Source organism: Pseudomonas sp. LBUM1645, from assembly GCF_059716185.1.
Map to the genome: position 1 here is coordinate 3,067,038 of NZ_CP166811.1, position 14,969 is coordinate 3,082,006.

The 14,969-nt window shown below is 60.4% G+C and carries 14 protein-coding genes; 6 read left to right on the forward strand and 8 right to left on the reverse strand.

What is annotated here, in order from left to right:
- Nucleotide 1: 1 nt before the first annotated feature.
- Nucleotides 2-1,237 carry a 3-methyl-2-oxobutanoate dehydrogenase (2-methylpropanoyl-transferring) subunit alpha gene (locus tag ACA079_RS13845; RefSeq protein ID WP_415768721.1) on the reverse strand — a complete coding sequence of 412 codons (1,236 nt, stop codon included), beginning with the start codon at nucleotides 1,235-1,237 and terminating at the stop codon, nucleotides 2-4.
- A gap of 185 nt (nucleotides 1,238-1,422) precedes the next feature.
- Here ACA079_RS13845 and bkdR point away from each other — a divergent pair, with 185 nt between their 5' ends.
- A complete protein-coding gene (gene bkdR, locus ACA079_RS13850) occupies nucleotides 1,423-1,908 on the forward strand; it encodes a Bkd operon transcriptional regulator BkdR (protein WP_046048920.1) in 486 nt (161 codons plus the stop codon).
- Between the two features lie 115 nt (nucleotides 1,909-2,023).
- Here bkdR and ACA079_RS13855 read toward each other — a convergent pair whose 3' ends face one another.
- Nucleotides 2,024-2,887 carry an MBL fold metallo-hydrolase gene (locus ACA079_RS13855; protein WP_497703945.1) on the reverse strand — a complete coding sequence of 288 codons (864 nt, stop codon included), beginning with the start codon at nucleotides 2,885-2,887 and terminating at the stop codon, nucleotides 2,024-2,026.
- A gap of 159 nt (nucleotides 2,888-3,046) precedes the next feature.
- On the opposite strand from ACA079_RS13855, the gene ACA079_RS13860 reads away from it, so the two are divergent.
- The 4 genes from ACA079_RS13860 to nahK all read left to right on the forward strand — a co-directional run bounded on the left by ACA079_RS13860 (nucleotide 3,047) and on the right by nahK (nucleotide 9,247).
- Nucleotides 3,047-3,853, forward strand: coding sequence for a sulfite exporter TauE/SafE family protein (locus ACA079_RS13860; RefSeq protein WP_497703946.1), 807 nt, complete (start codon nucleotides 3,047-3,049; stop codon nucleotides 3,851-3,853).
- Nucleotides 3,854-4,062: 209 nt separating this feature from the next.
- Nucleotides 4,063-5,247 carry a porin gene (locus ACA079_RS13865; RefSeq protein ID WP_497703947.1) on the forward strand — a complete coding sequence of 395 codons (1,185 nt, stop codon included), beginning with the start codon at nucleotides 4,063-4,065 and terminating at the stop codon, nucleotides 5,245-5,247.
- A 270-nt stretch (nucleotides 5,248-5,517) separates the two neighbouring features.
- Nucleotides 5,518-6,684 carry a nitric oxide-sensing protein NosP gene (gene nosP / locus ACA079_RS13870; RefSeq protein WP_497703948.1) on the forward strand — a complete coding sequence of 389 codons (1,167 nt, stop codon included), beginning with the start codon at nucleotides 5,518-5,520 and terminating at the stop codon, nucleotides 6,682-6,684.
- A complete protein-coding gene (gene nahK / locus ACA079_RS13875) occupies nucleotides 6,653-9,247 on the forward strand; it encodes a hybrid sensor histidine kinase/response regulator NahK/ErcS' (protein WP_497704322.1) in 2,595 nt (864 codons plus the stop codon). The genes nosP and nahK overlap by 32 nt, the downstream gene beginning before the upstream one ends.
- 132 nt (nucleotides 9,248-9,379) lie before the next feature.
- Here nahK and ACA079_RS13880 read toward each other — a convergent pair whose 3' ends face one another.
- From ACA079_RS13880 to ACA079_RS13905, 6 genes are all read right to left on the reverse strand, one after another.
- Nucleotides 9,380-10,042, reverse strand: coding sequence for a response regulator (locus tag ACA079_RS13880; RefSeq protein ID WP_497703949.1), 663 nt, complete (start codon nucleotides 10,040-10,042; stop codon nucleotides 9,380-9,382).
- Between the two features lie 56 nt (nucleotides 10,043-10,098).
- Complete coding sequence (locus tag ACA079_RS13885; RefSeq protein WP_497703950.1) at nucleotides 10,099-10,656, reverse strand: PQQ-dependent catabolism-associated CXXCW motif protein; 558 nt, start codon at nucleotides 10,654-10,656, stop codon at nucleotides 10,099-10,101.
- A gap of 328 nt (nucleotides 10,657-10,984) precedes the next feature.
- Complete coding sequence (locus ACA079_RS13890) at nucleotides 10,985-11,776, reverse strand: ABC transporter permease (protein ID WP_008149735.1); 792 nt, start codon at nucleotides 11,774-11,776, stop codon at nucleotides 10,985-10,987.
- Nucleotides 11,773-12,504, reverse strand: coding sequence for an ABC transporter ATP-binding protein (locus tag ACA079_RS13895; protein WP_497703951.1), 732 nt, complete (start codon nucleotides 12,502-12,504; stop codon nucleotides 11,773-11,775). Before ACA079_RS13895 ends, ACA079_RS13890 begins: the two co-directional genes overlap by 4 nt.
- Nucleotides 12,501-13,460, reverse strand: coding sequence for a YVTN family beta-propeller repeat protein (locus ACA079_RS13900; RefSeq protein ID WP_497703952.1), 960 nt, complete (start codon nucleotides 13,458-13,460; stop codon nucleotides 12,501-12,503). The genes ACA079_RS13895 and ACA079_RS13900 overlap by 4 nt, the downstream gene beginning before the upstream one ends.
- A gap of 42 nt (nucleotides 13,461-13,502) precedes the next feature.
- Nucleotides 13,503-14,687, reverse strand: coding sequence for an ABC transporter substrate-binding protein (locus ACA079_RS13905; protein WP_497703953.1), 1,185 nt, complete (start codon nucleotides 14,685-14,687; stop codon nucleotides 13,503-13,505).
- 158 nt (nucleotides 14,688-14,845) lie between these two features.
- Between ACA079_RS13905 and ACA079_RS13910 the strand changes: the two genes are divergently transcribed.
- Nucleotides 14,846-14,968 (forward strand): hypothetical protein, encoded by a 123-nt coding sequence (locus tag ACA079_RS13910; RefSeq protein ID WP_497703954.1) that lies wholly within the window; start codon nucleotides 14,846-14,848, stop codon nucleotides 14,966-14,968.
- Nucleotide 14,969: the final 1 nt, after the last annotated feature.

Sequence of the window (14,969 nt, forward strand, 5' to 3'; positions counted from 1 at the left end):
GTCAGATCCCCAACTCTTGACGCTGGCGCTTCAAGTGCTCCGGCATCTCTTTATAGACGTCTTCGAACATGGTTGCGGCGCTAGGAATCTGGCCGCCGGCGAGGGTGCCGTACTGCTCGGCTTCTTTCTGCGCGGCGATCACTTCGGCTTCCAGTTCGGCGCTGACGGCGACGTGTTCCTCTTCGGACCACTGACCGATTTTCACCAGGTGCTGCTTCAGGCGTGCAATCGGGTCGCCCAACGGGAAGTAGCTCCAGTCGTCGGCAGGACGGTATTTGGACGGATCATCAGAAGTCGAGTGCGGACCGGCGCGGTAAGTGACCCATTCGATCATGGTCGGGCCGAGGTTGCGGCGCGCACGTTCGGCGGCCCAGGCAGAGGCGGCGTAGACCGCGACGAAATCGTTGCCATCAACCCGCAGGGAGGCAATCCCGCAACCGACGCCACGACCGGCAAACGTAGTGGCTTCACCACCGGCAATCGCCTGGAACGTGGAGATCGCCCACTGGTTGTTGACCACGTTGAGGATCACTGGCGCACGGTAAACGTGGGCGAAGGTGAGGGCGGTGTGGAAGTCGGATTCAGCGGTAGCGCCGTCGCCGATCCAGGCCGAGGCGATTTTGGTGTCGCCCTTGATCGCCGAGGCCATGCCCCAGCCCACACCCTGTACGAACTGAGTGGCGAGGTTGCCGGAAATGGTGAAGAAGCCATAGTCCTTGACCGAATACATGATCGGCAGCTGACGGCCCTTGAGCGGATCGCGCTCGTTGGACAGCAGTTGGCAGATCAGGTCCACCAGCGGCACGTCTCGCGCCATCAGAATGCTTTGCTGGCGGTACGTCGGGAAGCACATGTCATCGACGTTCAGTGCCAGGGCCTGGCCGCTGCCGATGGCTTCTTCGCCAAGGCTCTGCATGTAGAACGACATTTTTTTCTGGCGCTGGGCGACTACCATGCGGTTGTCATAGATCCGCGTCTTGAGCATGGCGCGCATGCCTTTACGCAGGATCTCGGCGGGTACGCCTTCAGCCCATGGACCGAGGGCATTGCCCTCGTCATCGAGCACGCGAATCAAGCCCTTGGCCAGATCAGCGGTGTCGGCTGGTTCAACGTCGATTGGGGGTTTGCGCACCGTGCCGGCGTCGGTCAGACGCAGGTAGGAGAAGTCGGTTTTGCAGCCAGGACGGCCCGATGGTTCGGGAACGTGCAGTTGCAGCGGTTCGTACGCTTGGTTCATGGCTTCTACGCTCGATCTTGTGAATTTCTTGTAGTGAGCTGACCGTCATTCTTCGATGAAAGAATTCTTGTCCTACAACAATCATAGGCCGGGCCAAGAAGAATATTTCTCTCTGTTTCGTTGCGTTGGCGATCATTTGAGGATAAAAAATCTGCATAAACATAAAAAACAGGTGGTTTTGTCTCATGCGCAAACTGGACCGTACCGATATCGGCATTTTGAACAGCCTTCAGGAGAACGCGCGCATCACCAACGCCGACCTCGCACGCTCGGTGAACCTGTCGCCAACCCCGTGCTTCAACCGGGTCAAGGCGATGGAAGAATTGGGCCTGATTCGCGAGCAAGTGACGCTGCTGGATGCCGAGTTGCTGGGGCTGCATGTGAACGTGTTCATTCATGTGAGCCTGGAAAAACAGGTGGAAGAGGCGTTGCAGCATTTCGAAGAGGCGATCTCGGATCGCCCGGAAGTGATGGAGTGCTATTTGATGGCCGGCGACCCGGACTATTTGATCCGGGTGTTGGTGCCGACCATTCAATCGCTGGAGCGCTTCATGATGGACTTCCTCACCAAAGTCCCCGGAGTCGCCAACATCCGTTCGAGCTTTGCGCTCAAGCAGGTGCGCTATAAAACCGCGCTGCCGTTGCCGGCGAATGGGTTAACCCTGGCCTGACGGCAAGGTCAAAAGATCGCAGGCTTCGCCAGCTCCTACAGGATTTGGGCCATCCGCAAGTTCACGGTCGCACCCTGTCAATGTAGGAGCTGCCGCAGGCTGCGATCTTTTGATTTTAAAGTTTGTTAATGGGGATCTTCAGGTAAGTGACGCCATTGTCCTCGGCCGGCGGCAAATTCCCCGCCCGCACATTCACTTGAATCGCCGGCAGCAACAGCGTCGGCATGCCCAACCCCGCATCGCGCCCAGTGCGCATGGCAACGAAGGCTGCCTCATCAATGCCGTCATGAATGTGAATGTTGCTTTTGCGCTGCTCGCCCACCGTGCTCATGCACTGAGGTTCGCGGTCTGCGGGTGGATAATCGTGGCAGACATAAAGTCGAACGCTGGCAGGGAAGGCCAGCAGTTTGCGAATCGAGGCAAACATCTGGTTGGCATTGCCGCCGGGAAAGTCGCAACGAGCAGTGCCCACGTCCGGCATGAACAGCGTATCGCCCACCAGAATCACATCGCTGTCGATCAGATAAGCCATGTCCGCTGGCGTGTGGCCGGGAACATGCAGGGCCGTGGCTTTCAGATTGCCGATGCGGAACGATTCATCCGGCGCGAACAGATGGTCGAACTGCGAACCGTCACTGCGAAACTCCGGCTCAAGATTGAACAGGGTCTTGAACACGCCCTGAACCTTGCTGATCGACTGACCGATCGCAATCTTCCCGCCCAGTTCCCGACGCAGATACGGTGCGGCGGACAGGTGATCGGCATGGGCGTGGGTTTCCAGCAGCCATTGCACGTGCAGCTGATGTTGGCGAACGAAGGCGATGATCTTGTCGGCCTGGGTGGTGGCGGTTCGTCCGGCGGCGGGGTCGTAGTCGAGCACCGGGTCGACGATGGCGCAGTGCCCGCTATCGTGCTCGTAGATGACGTAGCTGAAGGTGGACGAGGCAGGGTCTAAAAAAGCTTCAATCAAGGCGGGCATGGTGGCCGTTTCTTTCTGGACAAGCCTTGAGGGTAGTTTCATTTTCCCTACGCTGACCAGCCCGTATCAATTCAATTAATGAAAAAAGCTGCACGGGCTCTATCCTGTCAGTCATCGATACCGGGCGCTCCCGGCTTTTTTGCAGATCACGAGAGTTTTATGTTGCTGGCAAGTTTCTTTGGCGTGGTGATGGGGTTGGTACTCGGTTTGACCGGAGCCGGTGGCGGCATTCTTGCGGTGCCGGCCTTGGTGCTGGGGTTGGGTTTGACCATGACCCAGGCTGCACCGGTTGCACTGTTTGCGGTGGGCAGTGCGGCGGCTGTCGGCGCCATTGACGGGTTGCGCCATGGCCTGGTGCGCTACCGCGCAGCGTTGCTGATCGCCCTGCTGGGGGCGGTTTTTTCGCCGGTCGGCATCTACTTCGCCCATCAGTTGCCGGAAAAAATCCTGATGGTTCTGTTCAGCCTGCTGATGGTCATGGTGGCCTGGCGGATGCTGCGTCGTGAGCGCCAGGACGAGGGACCAAGCGACCACGGCCACGCCAACTGGGGCCAGAAGAACTGCATGCTCGATCAGCAGACCGGGCGCTTTTCCTGGACCGCCAAGTGCACCGCGACCCTCGCGGCACTGGGCGCGGTGACCGGGGTTGTCTCCGGGTTGCTCGGGGTGGGTGGCGGCTTCCTGATCGTCCCGGCGTTCAAGCAGCTGACCGATGTGCAGATGCGCGGAATCGTCGCCACTTCCTTGATGGTCATCAGCCTGATTTCCGCCATCGGCGTGATCGGCGCGTTTCAGGCCGGGGTGCGAATTGACGGTTTGGGCGTGGCGTTTATCGTCGCGAGCATCGTCGGCATGATCATTGGCCGAAGACTTTGCGCGCGAGTACCGGCCCGGGCATTGCAGATCGGCTTCGCCAGCATCTGTGTCGTGGTCGCCGCTTACATGCTGTTTAGAGCGGCTGGCTAGCGAGTACCGGTTCCTGTGGACGCCAGTCCTTTCCACAGGCCTACACCCAAAGTTTCGGGCCTCGTCGACGGACGGTCTTACACCGAATTTGCCGCGCATCACCTGCCACTCCAAAGCACTTCAATACCGCCTCCAAGGCAGCGTATGACGCCGCCGGTCAGCTTTCGATAATCGCCTCCGACATCCAGTCCCCCGCTGCGGAGCGCGTCATGCACAACAATAAGAACATCAAGCATCGTTTCTTGCCTGCCTTCATCGCTAGCCTGTCGACCCTCGGTTTGAGCTCGATGGCCGAAGCCGAGATCGTGCTGTACGACAAAGACCAGACCACGTTTTCCACTGACGGCTACATCAACGCCTTCTATGTGAACAGCGATGTGGACCGTGCCGGCGACCAGTTCGACCGGAAACAGGCGCGGGTCAAAATGGGTTTTCTGCCCAACTACCTGGGCTTCAACATGAGCAAGCAGATCGATGATCTCAAGCTCGGCGCCCGGTCCTCCTTCTGGGTGACCATCAACGACAGTGAAACCAACGGCACCGACACCGCCATCGACGTGCGGCAGTTCTACGGCACGGTGGCCAACCCGGAGTGGGGCGAAGTGCTGATCGGCAAGGACTTCGGCCTGTTCGCCCGTTCCAACATCCTGCTGGATGAGTTGCTCGCCGGTTACGGCCAGGTCAGCGATACCCTGGGGCTGGTGGACGGTGGCGGGGTGTCGTTCGGCAACATCGGCACGGGTTATCCGTACCCGTTCCCGACGTCGCAGATCACCTACCGCACGCCGGTGATGGAGGGTTTGCGGGTGGCCGTGGGGATCATGGACCCGGTGGACACCAACGACAGCAGCCCGACAGGCAAGGCTTACCAAGAGAACCCGCGTACCGAAAGCGAGATCACCTATCAGTTCGACCTCGCCGGGGCGAAGATCTACAGCTGGGTCAACGGCAGCTACCAGACTTCGGACAATACCGATTCCACCGTCGAGTCCGTCACCTCCAAAGGCGTCGGCTATGGCGTGCAGGCGAAAATGGGCGGCTTGTCCCTCACCGGCTCCGGCTTCCAGGCCAAGGGCATCAACCCGTTCTTCACCAACAACGCCGGCGAACCGACCTTGCGCAATGTCGACAGTGACGGTTACCTGTTGCAGGGCTCCTACAAACTGGGCAAGAACCGGTTGGCCTTGTCCTACGGCAAGACCAACGACGACGGCAATGGCGTGGTCGGCAGCGGCGCGGACTACGAAACGCGCGGCGTTGCGCTGTTCCATGACGTCAACGACAACCTCAAGCTGGTGGCCGAGTACAACCAGTTCGCAATCAACGGCCACGACACCAGCGACCAGAACGAAGACACCGACACCTTTGCGGTGGGGGCTGTGCTGACCTGGTAACCCTGTCGCGACGCAGATTACCTGTGGCGAGGGAGCTTGCTCCCGCTGGACTGCGTAGCGGTCCCGATCCTGGTCGCGCATCGGCCGGTTGGGACTGCTACGCAGTCCAGCGGGAGCAAGCTCCCTCGCCACAAAAGCGTCGGCCATCAGGAACTCATTCGCCGACTCTCATCCCATCGAAGCGCCTACCCGCTACCCAAGTAGCATACGTTGCAGCTCGCAGGCTTCGTACACTCGGGCTTCATATATGCGCACCTGCGGGAGGCGACGATGCAGCAGGTCCAGAGTGAGGAAGGTGTGGTCAGTGCAATGTCCCAGGCCACCGATGCCCAACAGGTGGCCCAGGAGCTGGCGCGACAACTGTTGCACCCGCACTTGGGCTTCGTGCTGTTCTTCTGTTCCGCCGAGTACGACTTGCAGGCGCTGGGCCAGGCCTTGCAACAAAGCTTCGGCGGTATTCGCCTGGTGGGTTGCACCAGCGCCGGGGAAATCACGCCCCTTGGCTACGGCCGCAATTGCGTGACCGCGGTGGGCTTCGACCATCGCCATTTCTCCATCGACGCCGAACTGATCTCCGAGATGGAGCGTTTCAGCCTGATCGACGCCCAGCAAATGGTCGAGCGCCTGGTCAGTGGCTGTCGCAGCAATACCCTGGCGCCGATCAAGGGCAACAGCTTTGCGCTGACCCTGCTCGATGGTTTGTCCAGTCGTGAAGAAATGGTCCTTGCAGCCCTGAGCGCGGCGTTGGGCGACATCCCGCATTTCGGCGGTTCGGCCGGCGACGACAATTACCTGACCCACACCCACGTCTATTTTAATGGCGAGTTCCACAGCGGCGCGGCGGTGGTGGTGCTGGTCAATACCTGGCTGGATTTTGAGGTGTTCACCACTCACCACATCCTGCCGAGGGCGGAAAAACTGGTGGTCACCGGGGCCGACAGCGCCTCGCGCCGGGTCTTTGAACTCAACGCCGAACCCGCCGCCGAGGAGTACGCCCGGCACATCGGCGTGCCGGTGGCGGAGCTCGATCATCGGATCTTCGCCGCGCACCCTTTGGCCGTGCGGATCAACGATCAGTATTACGTGCGGGCGATCCAGCAGGTTCATCCGGACCTGAGCCTGAGTTTCTACTGCGCGGTGGAAAACGGCATCGTCCTCACGGTCATGACGCCCGGCCCGATGCTGCCGAATCTGCAAACCCTGTTCGAAGGCTTGCAGGAGCGCCTCGGCGATCTGTTGCTGACCATCGGCTGCGACTGCTTTCTCAGGCGTCTGGAACTGGAAGACGGCGGCAGTCTGGAGCAGATCGGAACGTTTTTGCGTGACCAACGGGTGATGGGTTTCAACACCTACGGAGAACAGTTCAATGGCATGCACATCAACCAGACCTTCACCGGGGTTGCCATTGCCCGAGGCCGGTCCCCTGGACACCGTTGAGCTTCAGGCACAGATCGCCAGCCTGCAGCGCGACAACCACAAACTGCAACGCATCAATGGCGCGCTGATCGAGCGGATCGAGTCCGGCATCACCCGCGGCAACGACCCGTACGCGGCGTTCCAGCATTCGGTGGTGCTGGCCGAGCAGGTGCGTGAACGCACCGACGCGTTGAATCAGGCCATGGCTGAACTCAAGTCGGGCAATCACTTGCTCAGCGAGGCGCGCCTGCGGGCGGAAACCGCGCATCAGCATTTGATCGATGCCATCGAGAGCATTTCAGATGCGTTTGTACTGTTCGATGCGGACCAGCGGATCGTGCTGTTCAACAGCCGTTTCAAGGCGTTCTGGGGCAACAGCCGGGTGCGGATCAACGCCGGCATGCGCCTGGCCGAGGTCAAGCGGCTGATGTCCGCCACCGGGCTGTTCACTGAAGAGCCGCGGGGGCATGCCGACGAAAACCTGCTCTATCGCCTGCAGGACGGCCGCTGGTTGCAAGTCAGCGAAAGGCCCACCCAGGAAGGCGGGCGGGTGATCCTGTTCACCGACATTACCGACGTCAAACTCAGCGAAACCGTGCGCCGCGAGCAGGCGGTGGCGCAGAAATCCCATTTGTTGCAACGGGCGGTCGACAACCTGTCCCAAGGCGTGGCCATGGTCAATGCCGAGGGCATTCTGGAGTTGTGGAACCGGCGTTTCCTCGAACTCAGCGGCCTGGCTCCGGTGGCGGCTCATCGATTGTTCGCCGAAGTGATTGGCGACAGCGAGTTGAACCTGCTAACCCCGGCCAGTCGCGATGCAAACGGGCGACCTGTGCAGGAACGCGAGCAGCGCCTCTACGATGGCCGGGTGCTGGAAATCCGCACCCATCCGTTGCCTACCGGCGGTTTCGTCAACACCTTCACCGACATCACCGAACGCTACCAACACGCCGAAGCGCTGAGCGAAAGCGAGCGCTGGATTCGCCTGATCACTGACCATGTGCCGGCGCTGATTGCCTATCTGAATGCCGATCTGGTCTACGAGTTCACCAACAAGGTGTATGAGGAATGGTACTGCTGGCCTCGGGGCGTGATGCTCGGGCAGAGTCTGCGCGAAGTCCACAGCGAGCAGCATTACCAGCGCCTGGAAGCCTACGTGGCCCGGGCCCTGGCCGGAGAGAGCGTGACGTTCGAGTTCGCCGAAACCAACATCAACAACCAGGAGCGCTACATGCTGCGTTCCTACGTGCCCAATCGCTTGGCCACCGGGGAAGTGGTGGGGATTTTCGTGTTGATCCGCGACATCACCGAACGCCGCCGCACCGCCGAGGCGCTGCACCAGGCCTATCAGAATCTTGAGTTGCGGGTGCGCGAACGGACGGCGGAACTGACCACGCTCAACGACCAATTACTGCGTGAGATCGATGAACGTCGGCGGGCGGAATCTCGCCTGCGTGAAGCCAAACTCGAGGCCGAGCAGGCCAACCTGTCGAAGACCAAGTTTCTTGCCGCCGTCAGTCACGACCTGCTGCAACCGCTCAACGCCGCGCGGCTGTTTACCAGCGCGTTGCTTGAACGGCGGGAGCCGGTGGCCAATGCGATTTTGGTGCGTAATGTCAGCAACTCTCTGGAAGACGTGGAGAACCTGCTGGGTACGCTGGTGGACATTTCCAAGCTGGATGCCGGGGTGATCAAGGCCGACATTGCGCCGTTTGCCCTGAGCGAATTGCTGGAAAACCTCGCGGCCGAGTACACCCAGGTGGCTCGCAGTGAAGGCCTGGAACTGCATTTCATCCCCTGTTCGGCACTGGTGCGCAGCGACATTCAGTTGCTGGCGCGGATTCTTCGAAATCTGTTGAGTAACGCGATTCGCTACACCTACAGCGGTCGTGTGGTACTCGGTTGCCGGCGTCATCACCAGCGCCTGTCGATCGAGGTCTGGGACAGTGGCATGGGCATCGCCGAAAACCGCCTCGAGGAGATTTTTCAGGAATTCAAACGCGGTGACGTTCAGCGTCCGGATCAGGATCGCGGGTTAGGTCTGGGCCTGGCGATCGTGGAAAAGATTGCCGGGATCCTCGGTCATCGCATTCATGTGCGCTCGTGGCCGGGCAAGGGCTCGATGTTCTCGGTCGAAGTGCCTTTGAGTGCCACGGCACCCAAGGCGCTGCCAAGCCTGCTGGTGAGTGAGCCGATGCTTGAACGTCTGCGTGGGGCGCGGGTGTGGGTGCTGGACAACGACGCGGCCATTTGCGCCGGCATGCGCACGTTGCTCGAAGGGTGGGGGTGTCTGGTGGTCACGGCGCTGTCCGAGGAGGACCTGGCACGGCAAGTGGACAACTATCACGAAGAAGCAGATTTGCTGATCGCCGACTATCACCTGAATGACGATCAGAACGGCGTCGATGCCGTGGCCCGGATCAACGCCCGTCGCGGTTCGGCGATTCCGGCGATGATGATCACCGCCAACTACAGCAACGAACTCAAACAGCAGATTCGTGAGCTGGGCCACACCCTGATGCACAAACCGGTGCGGCCGATGAAGCTGAAGACAGCGATGAGTCATTTGCTCGGCAGACCTTGAGTCTTCTGGTGTGATCACTGGCCCCATCGCGAGCAAGCTCGCTCCCACATTAGATCTGTGATGTACACAAATTCTGTGTTCACGAAGATTAAATGTGGGAGCGAGCTTGCTCGCGATGAAGGCGACTCGGTCTCAACGCCGTAAGTAAGACCCGAAATCAATATCCCCGGCACTCAAAATCGCCTGCACCCGATTGTGCACATTGAGTTTGCGCAGGATCGCCGAGACGTGGGCCTTGACCGTGGTTTCGGCGATTTCCAGGGTGTAGGCGATCTGTTTGTTCGACTCGCCCTTGGTCATGCGTTCGAGCACCAGCAACTGCTTGCGGGTCAAGGCCTGGAGCAGTTCGGGTGGGAAGCTCGGGGCATCGTTCATGCGCCTTGTACCGCATTTTTGCGTGCGGATGATGTCCGGCGGCAAGTAGACATTGCCGTGAAGGATCTGCTGGATGGCCTCGGTCATCTGCACCCGTGGCGATGATTTGGTGATGAAACCCACCGCGCCGTAAGTGATGGCTTGCAGCACGACTTGTTTGTCCTGTTCGGCCGAGACGATCACCACCGGAATGGTCGGCGCCTCGTTGCGCAGGTTGATGAGGCCATTGAGACCGTGCATGCCGGGCATGTTCAGGTCGAGCAGGATCAGGTCCAGGTCGTCATGTTCCTGAGTCAGCACCAGGGCGCTGTCCAGGTCGGCGGTTTCCATCACTTCGCTGCCGGGAAAACCGTCGCTGATGACGTTATGAATAGCTTCGCGAAACAGCGGGTGATCGTCGGCAATCAGAATTTTGTACATAGCCTTTCACCTCATTATTTTCATTATGGTGTGGCAACAACACGCACGCGTAAAGGTCAGGGGAAGGGCTCGGGCTGAGCCGGCGTCACGGGCAGGTTGGCTGCCTGCCAGGCGTCCAGGCCGTCGCGATACCAATACAGAGTCTTATAGCCGATGGCGGCGGCGCGCTTCACGGCGTTCCAGCTCAGCCAGCAATCGGAGCGGCAGTAGAAGACCAGCGGTTGCGCGAGATCACCTGCGGTCAATGTGTTCAGCTTACGCGCAAAATAGTCCTGCCAGTCGGACGTCAGGTCACCGTCGCCGGTATTGGCCAGCCAATGGCTGCCGGGCAGATTTTCGTGGGGCTGGTCCTCGATGAAACGTCCTTGCAACCACTGGCGACGGTAGACGTCGATCAGCACCGGGCGCGGTGTCTGGGTCAGCAGGGTTTGCAGGGCGGCGGTATCGATGATGCCGGCGCCCTGTATTTGATTCGGGGTCGGGCTGCGGTACAGACCGATGCGATAGCCGTCGGCAGAGAACAGCGGTGTTTCGGCCTGCGCGACGCCCAGCAACAGGCTCAGCGATAGCGCAGCGAGAGAAGGACGTAGCAGACGACGTCGGGCACGCGGCATGGGGGTTCAATCCTTATAGTTATGAACCTATTACATGCCAGTCTCGGTGCGATTGGAATGCGACGATAGACAGGAAAACCAGTACTAAAGTAGTAATTTTACCCCGTTCAACACAAATCCCCTGTGGGAGCGAGCTTGTGTGGCGAGGGGATTTAGCGAAACGTCGCACCGCCCCGTTGGGTCGCGAAGCGGCCCTGAACCTGTGATTACGGTGTTTCAGAAAAACCGTATTCACCGGGTTTGCGACTGCTTCGCAGCCGAACGGGGCGGTGCGACGTTTCGCTAAATCCCCTCGCCACAGGTCGCTCCAACAGGGGGAACTGTGTTGTCAGTTGGTTTTGCGCAGGGCGGCGTGTTGCGGGTTGAAGGTGAGCACGGCGAGTAGAGCGAACACCAGCGTCAGCCCCACGCACACCGCCAGCGCTAACGGATTGAAGCGTTCATACAGGGCAAACCGCACCAGTTCCACCGCATGGGTGAACGGGTTCAATGCGCACAACCAGTACAACCACTCGCTGGACTCGCGCATTTTCCACAGCGGATATAGCGCCGAGGATAGAAAAAACAGCGGGAAGATCACGAAATTCATCACCCCGGCAAAGTTCTCCAGCTGACGGATCGCGTTCGACAGCAACAAACCCAGCGCGCTGAGCATCAACGCCACCAGCAGCAACGCCGGCAAGGCGATCAACAAGCCCATGGCCGGTGGTTGCACGCCGTACACCCAGGCAATCGCCAGAAATGCGTAGACCTGCAACAGCGAGATCAACGAGGTGGCCAACAGTTTGCTGCATAGCAAGAAGGTTCGGGGCAGGGGACTGGTCAGCAGCACGCGCATGCTGCCCATTTCCCGGTCGTAGACCATCGACAGCGAACCTTGCATGCCGTTGAACAGCAGGATCATGCAGGCCAGCCCGGGGATGATGTAAACCTCATACGGAATGTAGGTGTCGTAGGGCTCGATGATGGCGATCCCGAGTGCCGCACGAAAACCGGCGGCGAACACCAGCAACCACAGCAACGGCCGCACCAGTGCGCTGAGAAACCGCGTGCGCTGCAACACAAAACGCAGCCATTCACGTAGCACGATTCCGCTGAAACATTGCCAGTAGGCATTCATTGGGCGGCTCCTGAAGTCGTCAGTCGAGTGAAGGCCGAACCCAGGTCGCCGCCGTGTTCCAGGCTCAGGACGTCGGCTTGTCCGCTGGCGACCAACCGGCCCTGATGCAGGATCAACAAGTCGTCGCTGGGCTGTACTTCATCAAGTAAGTGAGTGGTCCAAAGCACGCTGATGTTCTGCTCGCGGCACAGACTGCGAATGTGTTGATTGAGTGCCAGACGACTGGCCGGGTCGAGGCCGACGCTAGCTTCGTCGAGCAGCAGCAGGCGCGGTTCATGCAGCAAGGCGCGGGCGATTTCCACCCGGCGACGGTGGCCGCCATTGAGTTCGCGGACTCGCTCGCGACGGCGTTCAGTCAAGGCCTGGCGAGCCAGTTCGGCGTCGACCCGCAGGCCGGTCTGACGCCGGGACATCCCATGCAGCGCGGCGTGATAACGCAGGTTTTGCTCGACGCTGAGGTCCAGGTCCAGCGTGCTTTGCTGAAACACCACACCCAGTTGCTTGAGCGCCGGACGCGCCGCGTTGCGCAGTGAACAACCACCGACGCGGATGTCGCCACGCTGCAAGTCGTAGAGCCGGGTGAGCAAGGCAATCAGCGTCGATTTGCCGGCGCCGTTCGGTCCCAGCAACGCAGCAAATCGGCCAGGCGCCAGGCTGAAACTCACCTGACGCAATGCCTCTTTCGCTTCATAGGCGAAACTCAGCTCGCTGACTTCCAGTGCGTTCATGGCGTCACCACCACGCCCCACGGATAGCGCCCGACCTTGATCGACTTGGTCACCTTGAGGCTGTCGACATCGATCACCGACACGTCGCCGCTGACGCCGTTGGTGGCCAACAATTGCTTTTGATCCGGGGTAAACGACATCTGCCACACGCGGCGACCCACCAGCAGGTAGTCAAGAATTTCGAAGGTCTTGGCGTCGATCACCGCCACATGATTGGCCGGGCCGAGCGCGACGAAACCGTACTTGCCGTCAGCACTGAGCTTGATCCCCACCGGTTGGACTTTGTCCGGGTGCACGCCCTTGATCTGGAAGGTCAAGGTCTTGAGGGTCTTGCGGGTGGCGACGTCGAGAATGGTCACCGTGCCGCCGATTTCCGCCGAAGCCCAGAGCTTTGAGCCATCCGGTGTGAACTCGACGAAGCGCGGTCGTTGATCCACCAGTGTGCTGTCGGCCAGGGTCTGGGTGCTGGTGTCGATCCAGTGCAGCATGTTGGTGGTTTCGCTGGTGTTCACCGCCCACTTGCCGTCGGGGCTGACAGCCATGCCTTCGGGTTCGACGCCGACGCTGATCTGGCTCAGCACTTTGGAGGTTTCTGTGTCGATCACCGTCACCAGCGCATCGTCTTCATTGGAAACGTACAACCAGCGATTATTCGGGTGCAGGGCGAATTGTTCAGGATCCTTGCCCGAGGGCAGTTCCTTGATGATCTTGCGCGTGGCGACGTCCATCACCTGGACCCGGTCCGAGTCGCTGGCGCAGATGTACAGCAGCTTGTTGTCGTGGGATAGCAACAAACCGCGCGGGCGCTCGCCGACGGGCAGGGTGTCGGTGACTTGCTGGGTCTGCAGATCGATCAGGCTGAGGCTGTTGTCCTTTTCGTTGGAGACCCAGGCAGTGCTGGCCGCGGCATGCCCGGCGGCGAGCAGCAGGGCGCAAGAGAGCAGGGTGCGGCGCATGGCGGATTCCTTTTTTTGTTGTGGTTTTTATGGAAAGTGGGATCAGGGAAAGCGGCAGCTGACCTCGGGCTTGTCGTAGCCCAGGCTGTCCATTTCGTTAGAAGGGTGCAGGAAACCATCCTGCGGCGAAGTGCTGACCAACGCCCGGGGCTGGACGATGGGAATCGGTTGGCGCAACTGACCGTTCCACGGCCGATAGCTGAGCTTGCGACCCTTGAAACCGTCCAGCGGCAATTGATCGCTGACCTCAAGCGTACGGATCGCCATCGGATCGACCTGACGCAGTTTGCTCACCGCACTGGCAATGCTGCGCACGGCGATCCAGGCCGCAAAATCGCGGTCATTCATCCAGCGCCCGGTCAGGGCTTCGAAGCGTTTCTGCAACTGGGCGGCGCCGTAGGTTTCCACGGTTTTGTGCCAGCCCACCGGGGTCAGCCCCTGAGTGCCGGCGACCGGCCGTGGGTACCAGGTCTGGTAGGGCACGTATTCGCCGAAATCACCCCGTTCATCCGCCACCAGTACCACGTCGTACTCGGCGGTTTGGGTGAACAGCGGCATGTCGGCCTGGGCGCTGCGACGTTGATCGTTGTCGAAACTCCAGGCTTTTTCCGCGACCAGTTTCAGGCCGAAGCGTTTGGCGGCGCGGCGCAGGGCGGCGGCGTAGGCTTGATCGTCCGGGGTCGGGCCGACGATCAGCAGCGCCCGCTGCCATTTGCGCACCACCAGAAATTGCGCCAGCGCATCGGCGAGCATCGCCCGACTTGGCAGGCTGTGCAGCACGTTCGGCAGGCAGTCGGTGGTGCGCAGGCTGTCGTCGGGGCTGCCGGCGTTGAACAGCAAGCTGTCGGGCAGGACGGCGCTGAGTTGGCGCAGGCTGGCGGCCGGTGCGTTGACGACAAACAGGCGCAGACCTTGTTCATGCTGGGCCTTGGCTGCTTCGACCAAGGCATCCGGATTGTCGACGTTGGCGCTGACCAGGTTGTAGCTCTGGTTGAGGAAGCGCCCGGTGCTGTTGCTGTCAGTGATCGCCAGTTCGGCGCCACGCAACCCGGCGTCGACCGGCTCGGGAATGACGTTCGACAGCAACGGTCCCGGGTCAGGGCGATAGCCCAGGTAACCGATCTGTACCTGTAACGGCGCGTCCGCGGCTTGGCTCTGGGTCGCCAACCCGGCGGCGCAGGCAATCGCCAACAGGTAGATCAGGGCGTAAGGGGCAAGCTGGCGCATAAGGCACTCCATTACAGGTAGCGCCAGCATAGGAACGCTGTGAGGCAGAAGGAAATATGCAGAAAGTACCAGTGAGCCAGTACCAAGGTAGTAAATCGCCTCGGGCGGCGCGGTTTTAGCATGGACAACAACGGCCATCACTCAGGAGGCGATCGATCATGCGTATTCTCAAAGCGCTGCTCCTGCCGTTGCTGCTGATCCTGACCCTGATCGGGGTCGACAAGCTCCACGGCACGCGCCCCGCGCCGTTGCTGGTCTTGCCCATGACGCCGGGGCGCTAGG

Coding starts and splice junctions, on each gene's coding strand:
- ACA079_RS13910 (WP_497703954.1), top strand. CDS start 14,846: ATGCGTATTCTCAAAGCGCTGCTCCTGCCGTTGCTGCTGATCCTGACC.
- ACA079_RS13860 (WP_497703946.1), top strand. CDS start 3,047: ATGTTGCTGGCAAGTTTCTTTGGCGTGGTGATGGGGTTGGTACTCGGT.
- ACA079_RS13900 (WP_497703952.1), bottom strand. CDS start 13,460: ATGCGCCGCACCCTGCTCTCTTGCGCCCTGCTGCTCGCCGCCGGGCAT.
- bkdR (WP_046048920.1), top strand. CDS start 1,423: ATGCGCAAACTGGACCGTACCGATATCGGCATTTTGAACAGCCTTCAG.
- ACA079_RS13885 (WP_497703950.1), bottom strand. CDS start 10,656: ATGCCGCGTGCCCGACGTCGTCTGCTACGTCCTTCTCTCGCTGCGCTA.
- nosP (WP_497703948.1), top strand. CDS start 5,518: ATGCAGCAGGTCCAGAGTGAGGAAGGTGTGGTCAGTGCAATGTCCCAG.
- ACA079_RS13845 (WP_415768721.1), bottom strand. CDS start 1,237: ATGAACCAAGCGTACGAACCGCTGCAACTGCACGTTCCCGAACCATCG.
- ACA079_RS13865 (WP_497703947.1), top strand. CDS start 4,063: ATGCACAACAATAAGAACATCAAGCATCGTTTCTTGCCTGCCTTCATC.
- ACA079_RS13880 (WP_497703949.1), bottom strand. CDS start 10,042: ATGTACAAAATTCTGATTGCCGACGATCACCCGCTGTTTCGCGAAGCT.
- ACA079_RS13895 (WP_497703951.1), bottom strand. CDS start 12,504: ATGAACGCACTGGAAGTCAGCGAGCTGAGTTTCGCCTATGAAGCGAAA.
- ACA079_RS13890 (WP_008149735.1), bottom strand. CDS start 11,776: ATGAATGCCTACTGGCAATGTTTCAGCGGAATCGTGCTACGTGAATGG.
- ACA079_RS13855 (WP_497703945.1), bottom strand. CDS start 2,887: ATGCCCGCCTTGATTGAAGCTTTTTTAGACCCTGCCTCGTCCACCTTC.
- ACA079_RS13905 (WP_497703953.1), bottom strand. CDS start 14,687: ATGCGCCAGCTTGCCCCTTACGCCCTGATCTACCTGTTGGCGATTGCC.